Raw genomic sequence first — 20,186 nt, forward strand, 5'->3', positions numbered from 1 at the left:
GCTGACATAAGATAGCTTATCGGATCTTTAAACAGGTCTGAAATCAGGTCAGTAATATAGAACTCAAAACAAGACCTAAATTTAGGTCTCTGGTGGTATCGTCGCCTCATGGTCGTCTTGAACCCAACAAGAATGCGCTCGATCACCGATGCGAAGACGAAGTTCAACGCACTGGTCTCAGAAGCTCAGGCGGGACAAACTGCGCACATCGTCTCCGGTGCGAATGTCGTGGCCCACCTGGTGCCGGCTACCGCCCGGATCGTCGACGACGCCAACGTGCTGGCATCCATGCTCCAAGCGCTAGTGCAGCGCGAGGTTGACTGGATCGTTGCGGACAGCAAGAAAAACGATGGTCAGTTTTACAGTGCCGGCGACGTCATGGGACGCGCTCTCGGCTGGGCGTGGCGAACCGACGCGGCTCTGTTTATGCAGATTGTCACCGACTACATCGGCTTGTTGGCTGCTCGTATTGGTCGCCCGCTATGGCGTGATGAAAGTCGGGCTCTGATCCGGGAGAGTCTCGGCGCGGCCCTAACCGATGGTGAAGTCGCTACGGCAGACGCCCATCTCGCGCGCAACTGGGATGAATGGATGTTGGAAGCTCATTGACCAGACGGTCGGCGCGGGCAATGTCCGAATTTGATGTCACGTGACGAAACCATCGAAATGTCACTAAGTGGGGGTGGCGAGTCCCCGTTACTGAGTCCACCCGGTTCTAGAGTCGGGTTTGTTTGATCCGGATTCAGTTGATCTGGCAGGCCATCGGGGTGTGGGTGTGCCTGCATGCCGCAGCGTACTCGGCCGGGGTTCGGTAGCCCAGGGCTGAGTGCCGGTGGCGGTGGTTGTGGTCGTGCTTGAAGTCGCCGATGACCACCCGGGCTTCGAGCAGGGTGTTCCAGTGGTTGCGGTTCAGGCACTCCTTTCGCAGTCGGTTGTTGAACGATTCGATGTGGCCGTTGTTCCACGGAGTGCCGGGCGGGATATAGACCATGCCCACCTTGTTCTCACAGAACTGTTGCAGCGCTTGGGAAATAAACTCCGGCCCATTGTCCATCCGCAGCACTCTCGGCGGGCCACCGGTCGCGGCGAACACGGCTTGGAGCTCATCGACGAGCCGGTCGGCGGTGATCGAGCGCTCCACCAGGTTCAGCAGCGAAACCCGGGTGTGCTCGTCGATCATCGACGCGATCTTGATCGCCTTGCCGTCGACGGTCGAGTCGTACTGGAAATCAATCGCCCACACCACATTCGGCGCATCGGCGACGATCGCCGGGATCGACGACACCCCGGCCCGCTTGCGCGGGCTGTGCACCCGCACCTGCAAGCCCTCCTCGCGCCACAGCCGGTGGACCTTCTTCTTGTTGACCTCACGGTGCTCGTCGTAGCGCAACGCCGCCCAGGCACGCCGAAACCCATGACACGGGTGTTTCGTGGCATAGGCGCGCAGCCAGGCCCTCATTTCAGCGTCGGGATCCTGTGGCGTCTGGGCCAGCGGCAGCCGGCGGCAGGTGGAACGGGCCAGCCCAACGGCCTTGCACGCCAACCGCTCCGACATACCCAACACGTCCTTGAGCATGTCCACGGCGCGGCGCTTGGCAGCTGGGCTCAGAATTTTCCCTTCGCGACCTCCCGCAGCGCGTCCTTTTCCAGTTCGGCATCGGCCAGCAGCTTCTTGAGCCTGGCGTTTTGCTCGCGCAGCTCCTTGAGCTCCTTGGCGGCGTCGGTGTCCATCCCGCCGTAGGTGCGCCGCCAGTTGTACAGCGTGGCCGGCGACACCTCCAGCTCGGCGGCGATCTGCTCACCGGTCTTGCCCTCGGCAGCCAGCTCATCCGCGCGGCGCAACTTGCGCACGATGTCCTCCGCGGAATGCCGCTTGCGACCAGCCATGTGTTTCATCGTCCCTTCCGGCCCGACCTCGGGCCACAGGACTCTAAAACAAGCTGGACTCACTCAGTGGGAACACGCCAGGGGAAATGGATACTTCAGCGGAAATGTGGGCATTGGTCGGTAAGCTCATCGCACTTGTGGCAATACCGCACGCCGCTGCACAAGGCTTGTCAAAACTGGTAGCGATTTCCAACCGCCCCAGCTTCGTGGTTGTAGCCAAAACTATGGACGTGGCCACGTACGCCGCTCTGGCGATCGTATCTGCTCTGGTCGTGCGCACCTATCTTGTTGCTGCGCATCACAATCTGAGTAGTGCAGACATTGACGAAGTTCGTCGCTCTATCACATTGCAAATGGCGATAGGGCTATACGCCCTAGTTTACTGCGGTGTGCTCGCAGGATTGGGCACGGCTCTAAAGTCGGTGAATATCGCGCTTTACTCAACAAACTCTCAGGCCGTGAAACTGTCCTTTACAGCGCTTTCTATTGTTGCAGTCATCGCCTGGAACATAGCGCTGTTGCCAACAGGCAGAGCGATCCATCAACATCCTGCTGACGGCCCGGTTCTTGCCGCGTTGGTTGTACTCGGCCCACCGCTCCTCGGCGTGGTTGCGATTTGGGGTGCTCGCATGTGGCAGCAGACGCCAGCGCCGGCGCCGGCGGCCGACACCACCGACTAGCGGCACGACGTCGGGCCGGATCAGAGGCGCGGTCGGTGCTGGCGCTCACCTGCCCGCGCCATGTCGCGCAACACGCCTATTCCCGTTCGCAGGTGATCCCGAGCGGCCATCGGGGTGTCTAGGTGTGGTCTTTCGGCGAACCGGTCAACAGCGTGACGTAGCCGCCGAAAATCAGTGGCACTGCAACATGATTCGGCGACAACGAGATCCCTTCGGAGAGTTTCGAGCATCTGGTCACGAAGTCTGGTCATAGATGCCGACTGTATGCGGATCGTGCTACTCCCACCACTCACCCTGCGCGCAGCACCGATGTTCATTCCAGCGGCGCGATGGTGTCGGCTTCGAGCCAGAGCTGCATCGTCGTGTGCTCGTGTCCGTTGCCGCTTCTGATCGGAAGAAGGCACACCGCGATCCAGGCTCCGTCGTTAGCGCGCCGGATCCATGCGATTTGGCGCCCGGGCATCCACGGCCCTGTGATCGAGTACCCGCCGGCCTTCACCCACATCGGAAGTTCGTCGCGACGCGGTGCCGTGCCCAGAGCGGGGAAGGCCTTGGCCGTGTCGATGCGAACCGGCCGGTCCACCAGGTGCAGGGTCCGGTACCCGCAAATCTCGCCCGACCAGTCATCAAACACGCCATCGAACACATTTTCGAGTATCTCAGCTTTCCTGCGGTGCGTCGATGTGATGTCTCAGGACATCGGTGACAGTTCTGCATCAGGACATGGGTGACAGTTGGTGTATCAGGACTTCGGTGACGGTTCTGTGGTCTTGGGGCGGGTTCCTGGGGGTCGGCCGTTGCCGACGTAGGTGATGCCGGGTGCGGGGCGGGTGTGCTCGGCGAGGACTTCGCCGTACAGGTCGGTGATGATGACCGCATCGCCGGTGTTGTTGCCGGTGCTGACGACGAGGACGTGCGCGAACGCGAGGTTCACGTCGACCTTGTAGGACACCGAGTCCAGGCCGATAGTGCCTGATGTGGACACCGTTCTGAGGAGCGTGCCGGCAGGCAGGTCGGCGGGCAGCTGCGGTCGGGGGCGTTGGTGCCGGCTGGGGACGCGCTGGAAGATGGGTCGGTCAGGTTTCGGTCGGGGCGCATCGGCCTTGGGGGTCGCTTCCCACGCGGTTAGCGGGGTCACGCGGCCGGGCAGTGCTTGGTGGGGGCGTTCGGCGTTGTAAATGCGGTCGAATGTGTCGACCTGGGCTTGCAGTTCGTCGAGTGTCTCGGCGAGGGGTTGTTTGTCGAGGTAGCGGAACAGGGTTTGGTGGAAGCGTTCGTTCTTGCCTTGGGTGGTGGGCTTGTAGGGCTTACCCGTGATCGCCTCCACGCCCAGAGCGCCCACGTGGGTGACGAGTTGGCCGATGCACCCGCGCCGCGACGGGTTCAGCGCTGCTCCGTTATCAGACAGGAGCCGTTGGGGCACACCATGATTGGCGACAGCTTTGTCGAAGACGGTGATCGCAGCCTCGGCGGTTTCACCCCAGGCCACGTGCGAGGCCACGGCGTAGCGGGAGTGGTCATCGATGAGTTGGAAGACCACACACTTGCGTCCACGGGTCAAGACGTATTCGGTGGCGTCGAGTTGCCAGCACGCGTTCGGGGCCGGATACACGAACCGCCGCCAGGCTGAGCGGGGCTTTTTCTTCGGCTCCAGGCGTGCCACACCGGCCTCGCGGAAGATGCGTGCCAGTGACGCCGTGGACGGGACCTGCTCCAGGCCCATCACGCGCATCTTCTCGTGCACGCTGATCGGCCCGTGATCCAGACCGGACTGCTCAAGCGCGGTACGAACCTTGATGGCCTGATCCTTGATCTCATCGCTCCATGTCGACGGGCTGGTCTTCGGGCGTCGAGTCCTGGGTTCGAGCACTGCGGCCGGCCCGTCGACCTTGGCGCGTCTACGCAACGCGTAGAACGCCTTTCGAGAAATACCGTGCTCGGCGCAGAACGTCGTTACCGCCCCGCGAGGTGCATCGTCAGGCCACTGCGAGATGGCGAGGCGAACACGAGGATCGATAGGTTCATTAACGGCCACCACCCGAGCCTGGAGCCAGAAGTGTCACCACCAAGACCACTGGAACTGTCACCGATGTCCTGAGACATAACACTGCGGTGCGTCGACACCCCCAGAATGGCGAGGTTTCGATATGGAATAACCCCAGGTCCAGGGCGAACATTGATCATATGGTCCTGATTCGCCGCGCTGCTGTCCTCGTGTTTGCTCTGGGTTGCTGTCTACTGGTCCCCTCCTGCGCGCCCCTTGTTGGCAACGCTGACCCCGCCGGTGGGAGTAACGCCACGGTGGTCCGAGTGGTCGACGGCGACACCGTCGACATCCGCCACGATGACCGTGGGCGACTTCGGATCCGGATCCTCGGAATCAACGCCCCCGAGACCCGCAAGCGAGGATGGACGGTCGGCTGTGGCGGCCCGGAAGCATCCTCATGGGCAAGCACGTTTCTCCCAGTGGGACAGCGTGTTTCGATGGTCACCGACCCGACCCAGGCCCAGACCGACCGATATGGTCGCACGCTTTCCTACCTCGACCTTCCTGATGGGCGCGATTTCTCGGTCGAATCGGTCCGGGCCGGCATGTCCCAGGTGGTCACCTACGGCAAGCGCCCGGTCCAGCGGTTCGCGGCACTCTCCGCGGCTCAGAACGAGGCGAAGAACCTGCACGTAGGCCTCTGGGGACCGCCCTGCTTTGGCGCGACAGAATCGGTTCCCGAGTAGGCGCAAGGTGCCGGCCACCCGTGATCAGGTGGTCGTAATTCGGTGCCGGCTGGTGGTGGTTGCGTCGAGCAGGTGACATGGCTGTTCTTGTGCCTTTTGCACTTTCCGATTGTGGCGGGTGGCTCGCCTACGCGCCAAGACACCGGCCTCCGCTGCTGCGCGACGCTCCGGGCCCTGCGGGCTCGCAATGTCTTTCCCTGCGCTCGCCGCGGTCGCTGACGCTCCCGGTGGCTTCGCTGGGAAAGACATTGCGCCCGGGTCTTGCACTCCGGCTCCCCCACACCCGCCCAAATCTCCAGTGCCAAAAGGCAAAAAGAACGGGCGGCCTCCGGGTCGCTCCCACCTGAAAGGTACTGAGATGACCGACACCACCCAGCAGGACGTTGTTGAGACCGCACAGTTCGGGACGCTCGAACACCTCGATCCCGCAACGCTGGAAATCGGTGAGAACGTCCGCGACGAGGCGACCCTCGACAAGTCGTTCCTGGCCAGCATCGCCGAGAACGGCGTCCTGACGCCGATCACCGCCGTTCGCAGCGCGAAGGATCCCAACGTGATCCGGGTCCGCAACGGCCAGATGCGTACCCTTGCGGCCCGCGAACTCGGCCTGGCCAGCGTGCCGGTGTACGTCCTGCCATCCAGCGCAGCCGACGCCAGCGAAGAAACCATCGAGCGCATCGTGCACCAGATCGTCACCAACGATAGGTTCCATGCCATCACCGAGGCCCAGCGCGCACGTGGCATCCAGCAGATGCTCAACGCCGGAGTTTCGCAGACCAAGGTCGCCAAGAAGCTGTCGGTGAAACGCGACACCGTCAAAGCTGCTGCCGCAGCGGCCAAGTCGAACGCCGCCATGAATGCACTCGACACCGGCCAGCTCAGCCTGGACGAAGCCGCCGCACTCAGCGAGTTCGACGGCGACGACGACGCAATCGAAAAGCTCATCGCCGTTGCCGGGACCACCAGGTTCGCCTTGCGTGTCGAGGAGCTGCGCCAGGCCCGCGAGCGTGACCGCGCATATGCCGCCGCCGTGCAGGACTTCACCGAACGCGGCTACCGCGTGATCGAGCACGACGAAGCACCCGCATGGGACGACATCACCTGCGTGGCAATCGAATACCTGCTCACCGCAGAGGGAGAGCGCCCCACCGACGCCGTTGTCACCGAGCCTGCGCACTGGGCGGTCATGCTTTACGAAGAGGACGGCTACGCCGACGCCGAAACCGGCGAGATCGTGGACGAGGACTCGATCGACTGGGCCACCCGGGACGACGATGAGGCCACCCCGGAAGAGGGCCTGCGGCACGTCAACAGCGTGGTGCAAACGACGTTCTACTCGCCCGACTGGTACTGCCTGGACTGCCAAGCGGCAGGCCTGCAGCTGGGCCACCAGGTCTCGGCACGCGCCGAGCGTGACACCACTGTTCAGGCCGAGGCTGACGTGACCGACGCTGACGCCCAGCAGGCCCGCGACGACGCCGCTGCCGCAGAGGCCGAGCGGGCAGCGACCTTGCGGCGTGAACGGCGCAAGGTCATCGCCCTCAACCGGATGGCCGAGGCCGCCGCGCCCGTTCGCCAGGAGTTCGTGACCAAGCTGCTGTCCCGCAAAACCCCTCCGAAGGGTGCGGCGATCTTCGTCGCAGATTGCCTGGTCCGCGATCCCGGTCTCATCAAGGAGTTCCACGGGGCGACGCAGGCGGCCAAGCTGCTCGGGGTGGATTCGACCGCTGCGGTTCGGAAGCTGGTCAGCGACCTAGCGCCGACCGCTGATGGCCGCGCCCAAGTCGTCACCCTCGGGCTGGTACTGGGTGCGCTGGAAGCCCGCACACCCAAGGACTCCTGGCGCTACGGCGGGTACGACGTGGTCAAGCCCATCGACTACCTGCGCTTCCTGGTCGCCAACTCCTACGAGCTGGCCCCGGTCGAACAGGTCATCGCCGGTGAGCGGACCGCCGACGAAGTGTACGACGACAGCCTGCAGGCCGACGAGTCCGGAACCGAGGACCAGGACGACGAACCCGGCGAGGACGCCGACTAGTTGACCGGGTGGGCTGTGGAGGACACCAACCTCTGCAGCCCGCTCGGCTCGGCGAAATGGAAGCGCCTGCGGCGCTGCAGGATACGTCGTCTACGCCTTGCGGCGTAGGCCCACGAAGTGGTTTGCCTTCCGGCCTCCGATCGTAACCGGCGGGCCGGCCGCACAAGGGCACCGCTTCGGCCTACGGCTCGGCACCGGCTTCAGCGGCTCGCTGCGCTCACCGGTGAAACCGGCCCCGCCGGGCCCTTGCTGCTTACCCGGCCCTGATGCCGGTTCTCGATCTCCTTGCCGGACAGGCAAACAGAACGGGCGGCCCCGAGTCGCCCCCTCACGAAAGGTTCTCACCATGGCTCACCAACTCGATTCCACCCGTGGCCGCGTCAGCTTCGCCGACTCGCAGACCGACGCCTGGCACCAGCTCGGCCAGCAAGTCGGCCACCTCATGACCTCGCAGGAGGTTCTGGAGGCCGCCCACCTCGCCCGATGGAACGTGCGCAAGGTGCCGTTGCAGGTCGCCCAGGATCCCATCGTGACCTCAGACGGCAGTGTCATCACCCCGGACCCGCTGGTCGTCCCCGACCACTACGCCACCGTGCGCGATAACCCCATCATCCCCGGGCAGATCGACGTACTGGGTGTCGTCGGCAGCAAGTATCAGCCCCTGCAGAACGAGGCCTCGTGCGACTTCCTGACCGCCCTCATCGATGAGAGCGGCGCAGTGTTTGAGACCGCCGGCGCCCTCAATGGCGGCCGCCAAACGTTCGTCACCTTGAAGTTGCCCGAAACCATGGTGTTCGACGGCAAAGACGGCTCGAAAGACCGCACCGACCTGTATATCGCCGCGCTGAACTCACACGACGGCAGCGCAGCGTTCCGCGGCATCGTGACCCCAGTCCGCGTGGTGTGCGCCAACACCCAGACCGCAGCGATTCGCGAAGCCAAAGCCAGTTTCGCGATCCGCCACACCGGCAGCGCCCGCATCGCCATTCAGCAAGCCCGCGAGGCCCTGAGGCTGGCGTGGCGCTACCTCGACGTGTTCCAGGCCGAGGCCGCCCACCTCTACACGACGCCGATGGACACCGACGAGGTCCACGCCTTCGCCAACCGCCTGGTCGACGTCGACGGCGCAACCAGCCTGGCAGCCAAGAACGCTCGCCGCGAACAAGCCAGCGGCATCGTCAAACTGTGGGTGTCCTCCCCCACCGTCGCACCGATCGCTGGAACCCGCTGGGGCGCATACAACGCGGTCACCGAGTACGTCGACCACCACGCCAAAGTCCGCGGCCGCGGCAACCCCGAAGCAGTCCGCGCGCTACGGGCGGTGACCCTGGGCAGTAGTGCCCAGACGCTCAAGTCCAATGCGTTCATGATGCTGCAAACCCTCTGACCGGAACAGTCCGGGCCCGCCGCGCAGCCAGCCGGCGGGCCCGCGACTCTCGGCCGACCACCGTGCGGAAACGCCTCCGGCGCTACCGATCTTTCACGCCACAGATCCATCACCGATTCGCCCGAAACAAGTAATTCGCGGCGCACCATCACAAACAAACAGCTCCCCGTTTCTGCAGTCGAAATTATGCGCTTGTTTCGGCGACTCCATGCAAGGCCATCGGCTCCGCATTCGCTGCGACCTCCGGCGCGAAAACTTTTCCGAGACGCTCGCTGCGCTCACTGAAAACTTTCCGCCCGAAACCTTGCACTACACGCCGCAACCAGCGATAACAAGCCTGCCAGAAACGGAAAAAGAATGGCAGCACACTACCCATGATCAGGTGCGGGACGCATCGGAACGTAAGTAAGAATGGAGGCTGATAAACGATAGGAAAACGCAACAAAGTTCTTTTGAATAGGTGTGGCATAACCCTATATCTGCCAGTAGAATCAGTGAATATAAACCCCGCCAAATCAATTTAACGGAGGCCTGAAATGTCGCAAATTACCGTCTACACCAAGCCCGCGTGCGTTCAATGCAACGCGACCTACAAGGCTCTCGACAAGCAGGGCATCGCGTACGAGAAAGTTGACATCACCCTCGACAGCGAAGCCCGTGACTACGTCATGGCACTGGGTTACCTCCAGGCTCCCGTGGTTGTCGCCGGCGGCCAGCACTGGTCGGGATTCCGGCCCGACCGCATCAAGGCCGTGGCCGAGATGGCAGTGGCCTGACGGCCCGCCGCCACATGGCCAATCCAGTGAAAGGACCTTAACGACATGACAATTCACCCACTGCCCACCGTCACCGACTACGATGAGCACGCCGAACTGGTCGACCGCACACGCGCGACGCTTCTCACCGAGCTCGCCGACGGTATCTCCTCGTTTCAGCGTGCCTGCGAACAACTGGCCCAGCTGCGCGGACCAGTCGAAGACTCCGACTTCGTCGAAGGCCGTGACGGCCGCGACGTCGCCCAGTTCCTCGACGACGGCATCCGGATCGGCCGCGCTGCCTACGCCGTTGTGCACACCATCATCGACAAGGAGATCCCGCGATGAACCCGAGTGTCGTACAGACCCTCGAACCGGGGACCGCGGTGTCTGGCGATGACTCTTGGCTGCGACTCAGCGACAGCGACCTCGAGGAGCGCCCCACCGACGACTGGCGCGCCGAGGCATTCGTTGAGCAGACCGAACCCCAACACCAGCTGATCGGCGCCCTGTTGTGGCTGTCCGCAACCCGTGTCCGCGCCATCCTCGAGTTGGTTCCCAACACCGCGATCTGGCGACCCCGCGCCCGCTGGGCATACCAACTCATCCGCACACTCGTCGCCGCCGGCCACGATCCCGACCCCGTCGCCGTGCTCGACCTGGCGCGCACCCAGCCCAGCACAATCGCGCTGTGCCCCGATCGGCCGCCTACCGCACATCAACTCAAAGGCCTGGCCATCTACTTGTTCGACGCCTACCAGGACGCCATCGCGCCACGAGAGAACGCCGGCCAGTACGCCCGCGACGTTCTGGATGCCGCCTACCGCAACGCCTTCCACGACCACGCGATCCGGATGCAGGAACTCGCCGAATGCGACGTCGAACGCGAACTGCTCACCCAGCTGTTCATCGACACCCGCAACGACCTTGCCAACCTGCGGCGCCGCGCCGAGGCCGCAGCCAAGCCCGGATGGGACACGCCATGACCGCCCCAATGCCCGACGCTGCGATCCTGCGCAACACCGCGGCCGCCGTCGCCGTCATCCACCGCCACCGGGCCGCCGCCTCGACCGCCGGCACCTGGCTCGAAACGTTCAGTGTCCGCGCCCAACGGCACGCCGAACGTCATCTTCGCCGCCGCCGGAGGACCGCGTGAAACCCTCCCGCCTCATCGCGGCGATCGCCACCGCGGCCGCGGCCCTGGCCACCGTTCCCGCAGCTCCTGCTGCAGCCGCGCTGCAGCTGGTCGAGCCCGGTGACCGCCTCGAAACCGCCAGCAACGCATGCACCCTCGGCTGGGTCTACATCGGCGACGACAAGAACACCTACGCCATCACCGCCGGACACTGCGCCACCCGCCCCGGCGAAACCATCCGAGACCAATACAGCGGCGCCACAGGCACATTCATCCGCACCCTGGTCGACCCGCCCGGCATCGGCGGAGCCGACTACGGACTCATCGACTTCGGCCTACGCACCCTTCCCGTGCCGTTCGTCGACGACCAACCCGTAACCGCTAACAGCCACCCCAAGCCCCGGCCCGGACAGAAAGTGTGCCGCGCCGGCATCACCACCGGCATCGTATGCGGAGAAGTCACCCGCAGCTTCGGCGACCACCAGTACCTCACCGTCGGTATGACCCCAACCATCGGCGGCGACTCCGGTGGCCCCGTGTGGACCACCGACACCGGCGACGGAACAGTTCACGTCATCGGCATCTGGCTCGGCGGCCGCACCACCATCGCCGGCGGAAACTTCGGCCGATTCGCCAGCCTCAGCGACGCACTCAACGCCATCGGCACCCCACCGATCAGCCCCCAGTGACCACAGGAGCGCAAGTGAGTCGAGTTGTCGAAAGTCAGCCGCTGCCAGACGGCACCCACGAGGCCGGCCGGCACCCACGCAGGATCTTCGCCCGGGTGCTGCGACCAGCTGGAACCGTAGTGACGTCGGCTGGCCAATTCGTGGCGATCGCCGCATGCATGGTCCTCGCCGCCGCCCCGATGTCGTCGACGATCACGAAACCCTTCGCGGTTACGCTGGCCGCCTGCACGATTGTGCTCGTCGGTGCGCTACTCGTGCACTTGGCCGACCGACTCGTGGGCCGGATTACTCACGACGATAGCCACCGGCCGAGTCCCAAGCTCATCGAACGTGGAGGTCGAGGCTGAGCCTCACCGCCCGGCTCTAACAGCTCGCTGGCCCGGCCGGCCCCGCTCGGGGTTGGCCGGGTCTTTTCGTGTTCCGGTGTGGTTGTGGTGGCGGCGCACTAGGTGCGACCGCCAGATAGCCCACCTACGGCGGGCTTTCGGGTTGGCAGCCTACTCACCTTCTTTTGCCTGTCAGCGTGTCTCAGTCTGACCGGCAGGGACCCGTCACGGTCAACCCACACGCGCGCTGGTGTCCGCCGGCCGAGTGACCGTTTCGGCCCTATCAAGCTCGCTGCCGCTCGCGGGCCGAAACCCCGGCTCCCACCATCACGCGCTCTTCGGGGATTGACCGCGCCACCCTGCCGGTCCCCCTGATCCACACGCCAACCGGCGCAACCACTCCCGACCCGAACGGAGAAAAACCATGTCCAAAACCGAGATCACCGCGGCCGAGATGGGCCAGCCCACCGCCATCATCGCGAACTCCTTCATTCGCCTGCGCAGCACCCAGCGCGCCGACCTCACGGTCCACCACGCCCGTACCCGCAACGTCCGAGTCACTCTCGCCTGGGGTGGTGTCCTCATGACCTTCCTGAATGCCCAAGCAGCACAAGGTGTCCGCGAAGCCCTGTCGGCCGCACGCCCGACCATGGTGAACCTGCCCGTCGACCTGGGCGCGCCCCAACCGACGGACGAAGACCCCTACGACCGGCCCACCATCGCGATCGACTGGACTCAACGCCCCACCTACGCCGTCATGCCGCGCGAGAGCCAACCGCAGCCCCACTACCGCATCGCCCGATGGACCGACGTCTACCTCGGGTCGCTCACCTTCCAGATCCTCGACCGCGCCGCGTTCGACTCCACCATGGACATCCTCGAACTCGCGCACCACACCGCGATCGCCGTCTGCCTCGACGGCGAACAACACCGCGCAGACCCCACCACCGCCGGGTACCGAGCACTCGCCGACAACCCGCACTAGTTATCCACAGGACACCCGCGAGGGTCGCAGTTGTCCACAACCGGACCTGCGGCCCTCGACGGGCCCGCGCAGAGGCGCGACGATAGCCCCATGACGACCTGGACCCTGACCACCAGCGACGACACGAGCGAACGAGTAACCATCGGATCCGACGCCGATCCGCTTCGCGGCCGCCGCCAGCTCGTGGCCGCCGCCCAGAGCCAAATCCACCAGGGCGCAGCGGGAACACCCCGCTACGTCCTGCAGCAGGACGACGACCTCGTCGCCATCATCCAAACCGGCTACACCGACACCGGTTCACCCGATCACGCCGGCGCCGCCGAGATGCTGAACCATCTTGATCACCCGCGAAATCCATTCGAGTACTGAGCAATCAAGCACAGCCCAGCTGCCACCAGTTCACTGGCCGCTGGGCTTTTCTTTTGATCCGGCGGTAGGGGTGGTGCCGGCGCACTAAGTGCCGCCGGCAGATGGCCACCTACGGCGGCCCAAGTCCGTAGACACTCACCTTTATGCCTGTCAGCAGGTGCGCCCAGCGTAATCGTTGGGGCCCACCGCGGCTCAACCCACACCCGGGGCCGCACTACGCAGGCCGAGTGACCCTTTCGGCCCAACGGGTGTGAATCCCCAAGGCGCTGCGCGCCGGCGATTCACCCCGGGCCGAAAGCCCTGCTGCGCCCCGGGCCCGGCCTCTTCGGAGTTGACCCACGGCACCCACCGATTCCGCCTGCACCTGTGCCAACCGGCACACACCGGCCACCGGAGCAGAACGGACACACCATGACCATCAACAGCACCACCGCGGCGATCAGCGTGCAGCGCCCCACCATCCGGATGCGTCACATGAGCATGACGTGCGGCGGCGGCTTCGCCGACCGCCCCACCGAGACCACGTTCAGCGACGTCGACGGCGCGAACAACGTCCTCATCGCTCTCTCCAAGGAAAACGACCACGCCATGGGCGGAGTCATTCTCGAGCCTGACCTGTTCAGCCCTGTCACCGGCGCTTTCCACGTCGTCATCTACTGGGGCGCCACCTCCGACCGCTACCACCTCGACACCATCGACTAGCGCCCTGACACCGCCCGTGCCCGGCCAGCCACCAGCAGCTGGCGGGGCACAACCATCTCGACCACTGTCCCGAAGGGAACAAGACCGATGACGCTCTACCTGCATCCGCACCCAGACGACTTCTGGGAACCACGCATCAAACACCCTCAGCCAGTCGACTGCATCAAACCCAAAGCCAAGGTCGACATCCGCGACGGCGTCAAATGGATCACCTACCACGACGACCTGGGCCACGGCCGGCGCAAGAAACCAGTGATCGTCGAGATGCCCCAAGACGCGGCCACCAAGTCATGCCACGAAGGCCGCCACCACCAATGCAACCACCGCCGCGGAGCTCGCCATGAAGGCGGCGTATTCCTGTCGGTGCGGCCGATGTTCAGATGGCGATGCGGCTGCCTGTGTCACAACCACCCCGAGCGAATCGGCCTGCTGTTCTGACCATCTCGAATCCGGGCCCGGCCAGGTTCTCCCCGTGGGAGCTTGGTCGGGCTTTCTTTTTGATCCGGCGGTTGTGGTGGTGGCGGCGCACGCGGTGCGGCCGTCAGATAGCCCACCTACGGCGGGCTTTCGGGTTGGCAGCCCACTCACCTTTTTAGCCGTCAGCAGGGGCGCCAAGCGTAATCGGGCCGGGGCCCGTCGAGGTCAACCCACGCCCGAGCTGGTGTCCGCCGGCCGGGTGACCGTTTCGGCCCTATCAAGCTCGCTGCCGCTCGCGGGCCGAAACCCCGGCTCCCACCACCCCGAGCTCTTCGGGGTTGACATCGCCACCCAGCCGATTGACCGCACCCCCAGCGCTGACCGGCGCAACCAGTCACCACACCAAACGGAAGGACCAACCATGACCGCACAGATCACCGACCCCTGGGCCACCACCGACCACGACCCCATCAGCATCGTTGCCTCCGCCACCGCAGCCACCCTTGAAGAGGCCCGCTCCGACATCCACGCCGCCAACGCTGCGATCGACGATCCCCACCGGCGCAACCAGTACGCCCTCTCCGCACGAGACAACGCCGTCACCGTGCTCCTGGCTGGCGACGCCAATCCCGACGAGCTCCGCCACGCCGAGCACTACCTGGCCGATGCAGAAGCGATCATCGCCAACCCCTGAACCCACGGTGCCCCGGGGTCGTGCCGAGCAATCCGCGGCCCCGGGCGCACCACCAAACCCACACCAGCACAGCCATTACCACGAAGGAGATCATCGTGTGCTACTACACCACCACCATTTGCAAAGACGGAGACCACCACCAGGTCGTCACCCACTGGGACGACCACGACCCCAACCGATTCATCTACGCACCAGTGACCGTCACCGGCGAGATGACCGAACAGAAACTCGCAGACACGGTCGCATCCCAGGGCTTTCGGATCGTCTCCAACGGATCCGACAACATCGGCCGCGGATGGGCCATCGTCAAACGGCCTGATCACCGCTTCTACGACCCGATCAGCGGCGACTGGTACTCCTTCCTGAGCAACGAACAGAAAGACGCCATCACCGCCAAGTACCCCGACGCCGACGTGCCCGGTACCCACAACCGCCACCCAGCGCCGTAACCACGACAATCCCGCGAGCCCGGCCGGACCCTCACCCCGAGGTGCCCGGTCGGGCTTTCTTTTGATCCGGCGGTTGGGGTGGTGCCGGCGCACGAGGTGCGACCGCCAGATAGCCCACCTACGGCGGGCTTTCGAGTTGGCAGCCCACTCACCTACTTGCCGTCAGCAGGGGCGCGCAGCCTAATCGGCCGGGGGCCCGACCTGTCAACCCACGCCCGTGGCCGGCGCCGGCGGCGGAGGACATTTGCGGCCCAACCGTGCTCGCTGCCGCTCGCGGGCCACAAATCCGCCGGCGCCACCCGCGGACTCTTCGGGGTTGACAGCCCACCCTCACCCGATTGACCGCACCCCCAGCGCTGACCGGCGCAGCCAATCACTACACAGAACGGACAACACCATGGACCACGAATTCGACCTCGCATTCGCACTTCTCGAAGAGGCCGCCGACCGAATCGGCCACCAGCAGTACGGAATCACCCGCATCCTCTTCCACGACTACGGGCCAATCCTGCTCACCACCGTCCACAACTACACCCGCGAAACCGGACACCACCTCGTCCTACTCGCCGCCGACGACTACGGACAAATGGTCGCCATCGAGGCCACCGCGCCCGACCTCGACACCGACCCGGTAACCCGGATCGTCCACGTCCGGGCCGGCGAATACACCTTCCACGCCGTAGACACCTGGAGCTTCCGCGCCACCGTTGAAGGCCACACCTACACCCTCACCGCCCAGCCCGGAACCGACACCTGGACCCTCACCGCCGACATCGCCCAGCCCACCGCGCACCACGACATCGACGAGGCCCTCACCGAGCTGCTCCACGCTGCATAACCCACAAGGGGCCGGGCCGCCGTACACACGGTGGCCCGGCCCACCTCAACACACCGCCATCGGGAGGAAAGCCCATGCTCCGCTACATCACTCGCACCGTCACTCGCACCGAGACCCGTCTGAACCCGCAACTCGACGGACTCACCGGCACCGAGTACCGCCGGATGTGCCGCTACCTCAGCTCGATCGGTGAGCTCCTTGTGACCCGCGAAATTGTTGAGGAGCTCCCCCCGAAGTACGCCTTCGACGAGCGCGGGGAACTGGTCTGGGTCAACCTCACCGGAGACGACATCCGAGCCGAGATCAACACGCTCACTCCCCGGTCCTAACAGTTCGCCTGGCCCGGCCGGCCCTGCTCGGGGTTGGCCGGGTCTTTTCGTGTTCCGGTGTGTGGGTGGTGGCGGCGCACTAGGTGCGGCCGCTGTGGCCACCTGCGGTGGCCATCGGGGTTGGGTGCCCGCTCACCTTTATTTGCCTGTCAGCGTTTCTCAGTCTGACCGGCAGGGACCCGTCACGGTCAACCCACACGCGCGCTGGTGTCCGCCGGCCGAGTGACCGTTTCGGCCCTATCAAGCTCGCTGCCGCTCGCGGGCCGAAACCCCGGCTCCCACCATCACGCGCTCTTCGGGGATTGACCGCGCCACCCTGCCGGTCCCCCTGATCCACACGCCAACCGGCGCAACCACTCCCGACCCGAACGGAGAAAAACCATGTCCAAAACCATCGTCGAAACCGACACCCAGACGTGGCACGTCGCCGGTGCCCATACCTGCGATGTCCTGCGCTGCCACCACGACGCCGACATCATCGCCGACACCGTCGAGCACGAACGGTTCTGCGTCGACCACACCGACCTCGCCGCACTCATTCCCCAGCATCACCCGCACTTCGGCGGCTGGTACCGCATCACCGCCAGCAGCGCACCCATCCCCGGGCACGGCGTCATCTTCACCGTCCACCCGCTCTGAACACCCCAACTCGCCGAACACCAAACCTCAAGAAAGGCAACACCAATGGACATCGACTTCGCCCTCGCATGGAACTTCACCGAGACCCGCGACTACGACCGCCCGCGCCAGCTGCGGTTCCGCCACGACGACCAGCCCCCCGCCTCCGGTGCTATCACCGGTCAACTCGTCGCCGTCATCGCCGCCGCCACACGGGCCGACCACGGCGACACCCTGCCCATCAGCCGCCCCGACGTCTCCTACGACGACATCGCCGCAGCCCTCGACGGCTGGCAGCACTGGGCACGGCGCAGCGACAACACCATCGACCTCGACCTCATCCGCCAGCGCATCCACACCGCCGGCCTCGACTAACCACCCACCGGGCCCGCGCCGACCCCAACCCCGGCGCGGGCCCACCACACCGAACGGAGAAAGCCCATGTCCGCAACCGAACGCCAGCTCGCCATCACAACCCACCAGATGGCCCTCGACGAAGCCCTCGACAACGCGCTCACCGCGCTCTACCGAGCCGCTCGCTCCATCACAGTGCTCACCCACAAGACCATCAACGACAGCGCCTACGTCGAAGGACCTCAGGGCGCTGACGTCGCCAGCTTCATCAACGACAGCCTGCGCAACGTCCGCGCCGCCTACGCGATCGCACACCCCATCCGCGAAAACATCTAGCCATCGAGCCCGGCCAGGTTCTCCCCGTGGGAGCTTGGTCGGGCTTTCTTTTTGATCCGGCGGTTGTGGTGGTGGCGGCGCACGAGGTGCGGCCGTCAGATAGCCCACCTACGGCGGGCTTTCGGGTTGGCAGCCCACTCACCTTTTTAGCCGTCAGCAGGGGCGCCAAGCGTAATCGGGCCGGGGCCCGTCGAGGTCAACCCACGCCCGAGCTGGTGTCCGCCGGCCGGGTGACCGTTTCGGCCCTATCAAGCTCGCTGCCGCTCGCGGGCCGAAACCCCGGCTCCCACCACCCGGACTCTTCGGGGTTGACATCGCCACCCAGCCGATTGACCGCACCCCCAGCGCTGACCAGCAGCGCACAACCGAAAGGGGAGACCATGTCCATCAACGCCGCCACCGGCCGTGCCCGCCACCTGGGCGCTGCCCGAAACCTCGTGCACCGCAAGTCAGACGGCACGGTCGTCGACTTTTTCGGCCAGGCCGACCTGTACTTGCTCACCCCCGCGCTACGCGGATACACCACCGTGGTCGTATCCAGCACCGACCGCAGCGGACAACAAACCGACTTCGGTCCCGAAACCCTCATCTTCGGACTGGAAGGCGAAGGTCTGCTCTACGACGCCGACGACGTCGGCGGAGGACCCGGCATCCTCACCGCCACCGCGGCACTTGAGGGCGCCGGTTACACGATCGACTAGCCGCCCGTGAGCACGCCCCGCCAGCTCCCACAGCCGGCGGGGCAGCTCGCCCTGCCGGCACACGCGGCCGACCCAGCACCGGGGTCGACCGGGCCACTTTCGTCTTCCGGCGTGGTGGTGGCGGCGCACTAGGTGCGCCCGCTGTGGCCACCTCCGGTGGCCATCGGGGTTGGGTGCCCGCTCACCTTTATTTGCCTGTCAGCGTGTCTCAGTCTGACCGGCCGGGACCCGTCACGGTCAACCCACACGCGCGCTGGTGTCCGCCGGCCGAGTGACCGTTTCGGCCCTATCAAGCTCGCTGCCGCTCGCGGGCCGAAACCCCGGCTCCCACCATCACGCGCTCTTCGGGGATTGACCGCGCCACCCTGCCGGTCCCCCTGATCCACACGCCAACCGGCGCAACCACTCCCGACCCGAACGGAGAAAAACCATGTCGCACACCTACCGGCTCGCCGCCCAACTCCAAGCACTCGCGATCGACAACGTCGAACTCCGAGTCTTCGGAACCCACCGCATCGCCAGCCCCCAGGCCGGCCTCATCGCCACCGCCCGCCATCGACTGCACGACGGCCAGCACGACGTCCTCATCGTCGCCCGAGACGACGCCACTCACGTGCTCGCATCCGCCGTCGCCTCCACCCCGATCGACGGCGGCGTCATCGACTCCCACATCTCGCAGTTCCGCAGTGCCGGACTGCTCTGGACCCGGGCCATCACGCCACCCGCGCACTGGTGGCAGCGCAGCACCGCAAACCCTGCCCAACCCGAGGCAGCGCCGCGCAACCGCATCGGATTCACCGCCGCGGGGACCGCCGAGTACTTCCTCAACCACGACTGGCTCGCCGGCCGCGATCCTCACAACACGCAATGGTCGCTGAGCTCCTGGACGCCCGCACGCGGGCTGCACGTCCTACTCGCCAACGTCGACATCGACGCCGCCACACGGCACGCCATCACCGTCGAGACCCAGGCGGCAAGTGTTGCTTGACGATTCCGCTCAACGTTCCGGGCCCGGCTCGCAACTCGGGTCGGGCCCGGCCTCATCACGCGCCGCGCCCACGCGACCCTCACACTCGGCAGACGGCCGTGGCCCATCGTTCGACGATCGGCCGGTGGCGGGTGACGCGCCGCGGCTCCGCCAGGCCTTCGGCCGGCGTCTCGCCTGCGCCGCGCGCCCGCGGTCTCACCACAGCGTCGGTTCGGGCGATCCCAGCAGCGCGACCGCGACCGCTTCTGCGTCCCACCCGTGCCGTACCGCTTCGCGCAGCGCTACCGCGCGCGCTCGCCGGTCGGCCATGCCGTGCTCGCCGCGGCGAACTGTCGTTCTGCCGCCGCCTCGCCCCGACCGGCCCATCATCTCCATGTTGTCTCGCTGCGAACCGGTCACCAGATGCAGCAAACCGACCTCACCGGGCGTGCTCACGCGCACGCAGACCGGGTTGTCGCAGCCGTGCAACGCCCGTTCCCATGGTTCCAGTGGCACGCCTGGCCGCGCTGCGGCCAAGGCGTAGCGGTTGCCTCGCAGCATGATCCGGTCGCCGCCGTCACGTCGCACCCAAAATCTCGGGTAGCCATCGCCACCGATCGCGCCTGTCCAGATCGCACAGTCTTCCGGGCCCGGGCCGCGCACGATCTCCGCTTCGAACCGCTCCAATTCGTCGGCGTGAATCTTCGGATTCACCACCAGGCGTAGTGGTTGCGAAACCCCCACGGCGGTCACGGTCTCCTGTCACCCTAACGCGCCGGCCGAACTCCGGTTCGTAC

At 65.5% G+C, this 20,186-nt stretch carries 27 protein-coding genes; 23 read left to right on the forward strand and 4 right to left on the reverse strand.

The window, feature by feature from the left end; genetic code table 11:
- The first annotated feature begins 108 nt into the window (after nucleotides 1-108).
- Nucleotides 109-609: a hypothetical protein gene (locus EH231_RS00005; RefSeq protein WP_124711613.1), complete on the forward strand. Its 501-nt coding sequence runs from the start codon at nucleotides 109-111 to the stop codon at nucleotides 607-609.
- 133 nt (nucleotides 610-742) lie between these two features.
- Here the strand turns inward: EH231_RS00005 and EH231_RS00015 are convergent.
- Nucleotides 743-1,887 (reverse strand): IS3 family transposase gene (locus tag EH231_RS00015; RefSeq protein WP_124711614.1). Its coding sequence is split into 2 segments (ribosomal slippage): nucleotides 743-1,620 and nucleotides 1,620-1,887, totalling 1,146 coding nucleotides; the frame shifts between segments, so codons are not numbered across the junction.
- A gap of 86 nt (nucleotides 1,888-1,973) precedes the next feature.
- Here EH231_RS00015 and EH231_RS00020 point away from each other — a divergent pair.
- Complete coding sequence (locus tag EH231_RS00020; protein WP_124711615.1) at nucleotides 1,974-2,567, forward strand: hypothetical protein; 594 nt, start codon at nucleotides 1,974-1,976, stop codon at nucleotides 2,565-2,567.
- A 313-nt stretch (nucleotides 2,568-2,880) separates the two neighbouring features.
- Here the strand turns inward: EH231_RS00020 and EH231_RS00025 are convergent, their stop codons facing one another.
- On the reverse strand, nucleotides 2,881-3,213 hold the full coding sequence (locus EH231_RS00025) for a hypothetical protein (protein ID WP_241177852.1): 333 nt from the start codon (nucleotides 3,211-3,213) through the stop codon (nucleotides 2,881-2,883).
- Nucleotides 3,214-3,309: 96 nt separating this feature from the next.
- Nucleotides 3,310-4,605, reverse strand: a complete 1,296-nt coding sequence (locus tag EH231_RS00030) for an integrase core domain-containing protein (RefSeq protein WP_124711616.1) — start codon at nucleotides 4,603-4,605, stop codon at nucleotides 3,310-3,312.
- A gap of 272 nt (nucleotides 4,606-4,877) precedes the next feature.
- Between EH231_RS00030 and EH231_RS00035 the strand changes: the two genes are divergently transcribed.
- The 21 genes from EH231_RS00035 to EH231_RS00135 all read left to right on the forward strand — a co-directional run bounded on the left by EH231_RS00035 (nucleotide 4,878) and on the right by EH231_RS00135 (nucleotide 19,410).
- Entirely contained in the window at nucleotides 4,878-5,300 is a 423-nt protein-coding gene (locus EH231_RS00035; RefSeq protein WP_241177853.1) for a thermonuclease family protein, read from the forward strand.
- A gap of 358 nt (nucleotides 5,301-5,658) precedes the next feature.
- Entirely contained in the window at nucleotides 5,659-7,338 is a 1,680-nt protein-coding gene (locus EH231_RS00040) for a ParB/RepB/Spo0J family partition protein (RefSeq protein WP_124711618.1), read from the forward strand.
- Nucleotides 7,339-7,684: 346 nt separating this feature from the next.
- The gene (locus EH231_RS00045; protein WP_124711619.1) at nucleotides 7,685-8,725 is read left to right on the forward strand and encodes a DUF932 domain-containing protein; all 1,041 of its coding nucleotides are present in this window, start codon (nucleotides 7,685-7,687) and stop codon (nucleotides 8,723-8,725) included.
- A 536-nt stretch (nucleotides 8,726-9,261) separates the two neighbouring features.
- Nucleotides 9,262-9,501 (forward strand): redoxin NrdH, encoded by a 240-nt coding sequence (locus EH231_RS00050; RefSeq protein WP_124711620.1) that lies wholly within the window; start codon nucleotides 9,262-9,264, stop codon nucleotides 9,499-9,501.
- 45 nt (nucleotides 9,502-9,546) lie between these two features.
- Nucleotides 9,547-9,828, forward strand: a complete 282-nt coding sequence (locus EH231_RS00055; RefSeq protein ID WP_124711621.1) for a hypothetical protein — start codon at nucleotides 9,547-9,549, stop codon at nucleotides 9,826-9,828.
- Entirely contained in the window at nucleotides 9,825-10,466 is a 642-nt protein-coding gene (locus EH231_RS00060) for a hypothetical protein (RefSeq protein WP_241177854.1), read from the forward strand. Before EH231_RS00055 ends, EH231_RS00060 begins: the two co-directional genes overlap by 4 nt.
- Nucleotides 10,463-10,636, forward strand: a complete 174-nt coding sequence (locus EH231_RS00065) for an amidohydrolase (protein ID WP_124711622.1) — start codon at nucleotides 10,463-10,465, stop codon at nucleotides 10,634-10,636. The genes EH231_RS00060 and EH231_RS00065 overlap by 4 nt, the downstream gene beginning before the upstream one ends.
- Complete coding sequence (locus EH231_RS00070) at nucleotides 10,633-11,304, forward strand: trypsin-like peptidase domain-containing protein (protein ID WP_124711623.1); 672 nt, start codon at nucleotides 10,633-10,635, stop codon at nucleotides 11,302-11,304. The genes EH231_RS00065 and EH231_RS00070 overlap by 4 nt, the downstream gene beginning before the upstream one ends.
- 750 nt (nucleotides 11,305-12,054) lie before the next feature.
- Nucleotides 12,055-12,615, forward strand: coding sequence for a hypothetical protein (locus EH231_RS00075; protein WP_124711624.1), 561 nt, complete (start codon nucleotides 12,055-12,057; stop codon nucleotides 12,613-12,615).
- Nucleotides 12,616-12,705: 90 nt separating this feature from the next.
- Nucleotides 12,706-12,984, forward strand: coding sequence for a hypothetical protein (locus EH231_RS00080; protein WP_124711625.1), 279 nt, complete (start codon nucleotides 12,706-12,708; stop codon nucleotides 12,982-12,984).
- A 411-nt stretch (nucleotides 12,985-13,395) separates the two neighbouring features.
- Entirely contained in the window at nucleotides 13,396-13,686 is a 291-nt protein-coding gene (locus tag EH231_RS00085) for a hypothetical protein (protein ID WP_124711626.1), read from the forward strand.
- Between the two features lie 87 nt (nucleotides 13,687-13,773).
- Nucleotides 13,774-14,124, forward strand: coding sequence for a hypothetical protein (locus EH231_RS00090; RefSeq protein ID WP_124711627.1), 351 nt, complete (start codon nucleotides 13,774-13,776; stop codon nucleotides 14,122-14,124).
- 400 nt (nucleotides 14,125-14,524) lie between these two features.
- On the forward strand, nucleotides 14,525-14,797 hold the full coding sequence (locus EH231_RS00095; RefSeq protein ID WP_124711628.1) for a hypothetical protein: 273 nt from the start codon (nucleotides 14,525-14,527) through the stop codon (nucleotides 14,795-14,797).
- A 95-nt stretch (nucleotides 14,798-14,892) separates the two neighbouring features.
- A complete protein-coding gene (locus EH231_RS00100) occupies nucleotides 14,893-15,246 on the forward strand; it encodes a hypothetical protein (RefSeq protein ID WP_124711629.1) in 354 nt (117 codons plus the stop codon).
- 397 nt (nucleotides 15,247-15,643) lie between these two features.
- Nucleotides 15,644-16,084 (forward strand): hypothetical protein, encoded by a 441-nt coding sequence (locus EH231_RS00105; protein ID WP_124711630.1) that lies wholly within the window; start codon nucleotides 15,644-15,646, stop codon nucleotides 16,082-16,084.
- Between the two features lie 74 nt (nucleotides 16,085-16,158).
- Nucleotides 16,159-16,413: a hypothetical protein gene (locus tag EH231_RS00110; RefSeq protein WP_124711631.1), complete on the forward strand. Its 255-nt coding sequence runs from the start codon at nucleotides 16,159-16,161 to the stop codon at nucleotides 16,411-16,413.
- A gap of 381 nt (nucleotides 16,414-16,794) precedes the next feature.
- A complete protein-coding gene (locus EH231_RS00115) occupies nucleotides 16,795-17,052 on the forward strand; it encodes a hypothetical protein (protein WP_124711632.1) in 258 nt (85 codons plus the stop codon).
- Nucleotides 17,053-17,097: 45 nt separating this feature from the next.
- Nucleotides 17,098-17,406 carry a hypothetical protein gene (locus EH231_RS00120; RefSeq protein ID WP_124711633.1) on the forward strand — a complete coding sequence of 103 codons (309 nt, stop codon included), beginning with the start codon at nucleotides 17,098-17,100 and terminating at the stop codon, nucleotides 17,404-17,406.
- Nucleotides 17,407-17,472: 66 nt separating this feature from the next.
- Nucleotides 17,473-17,721: a hypothetical protein gene (locus tag EH231_RS00125; RefSeq protein WP_124711634.1), complete on the forward strand. Its 249-nt coding sequence runs from the start codon at nucleotides 17,473-17,475 to the stop codon at nucleotides 17,719-17,721.
- Between the two features lie 380 nt (nucleotides 17,722-18,101).
- Entirely contained in the window at nucleotides 18,102-18,422 is a 321-nt protein-coding gene (locus EH231_RS00130) for a hypothetical protein (RefSeq protein WP_124711635.1), read from the forward strand.
- Between the two features lie 430 nt (nucleotides 18,423-18,852).
- On the forward strand, nucleotides 18,853-19,410 hold the full coding sequence (locus EH231_RS00135; protein ID WP_124711636.1) for a hypothetical protein: 558 nt from the start codon (nucleotides 18,853-18,855) through the stop codon (nucleotides 19,408-19,410).
- Between the two features lie 195 nt (nucleotides 19,411-19,605).
- On the opposite strand, the gene EH231_RS00140 is transcribed toward EH231_RS00135, so the two are convergent.
- The gene (locus EH231_RS00140) at nucleotides 19,606-20,142 is read right to left on the reverse strand and encodes a hypothetical protein (protein ID WP_420891949.1); all 537 of its coding nucleotides are present in this window, start codon (nucleotides 20,140-20,142) and stop codon (nucleotides 19,606-19,608) included.
- Between the last annotated feature and the right edge of the window lie 44 nt (nucleotides 20,143-20,186).

The sequence above is a fragment of the Mycolicibacterium nivoides genome (genome assembly GCF_003855255.1).
Taxonomy (GTDB): domain Bacteria; phylum Actinomycetota; class Actinomycetes; order Mycobacteriales; family Mycobacteriaceae; genus Mycobacterium; species Mycobacterium nivoides.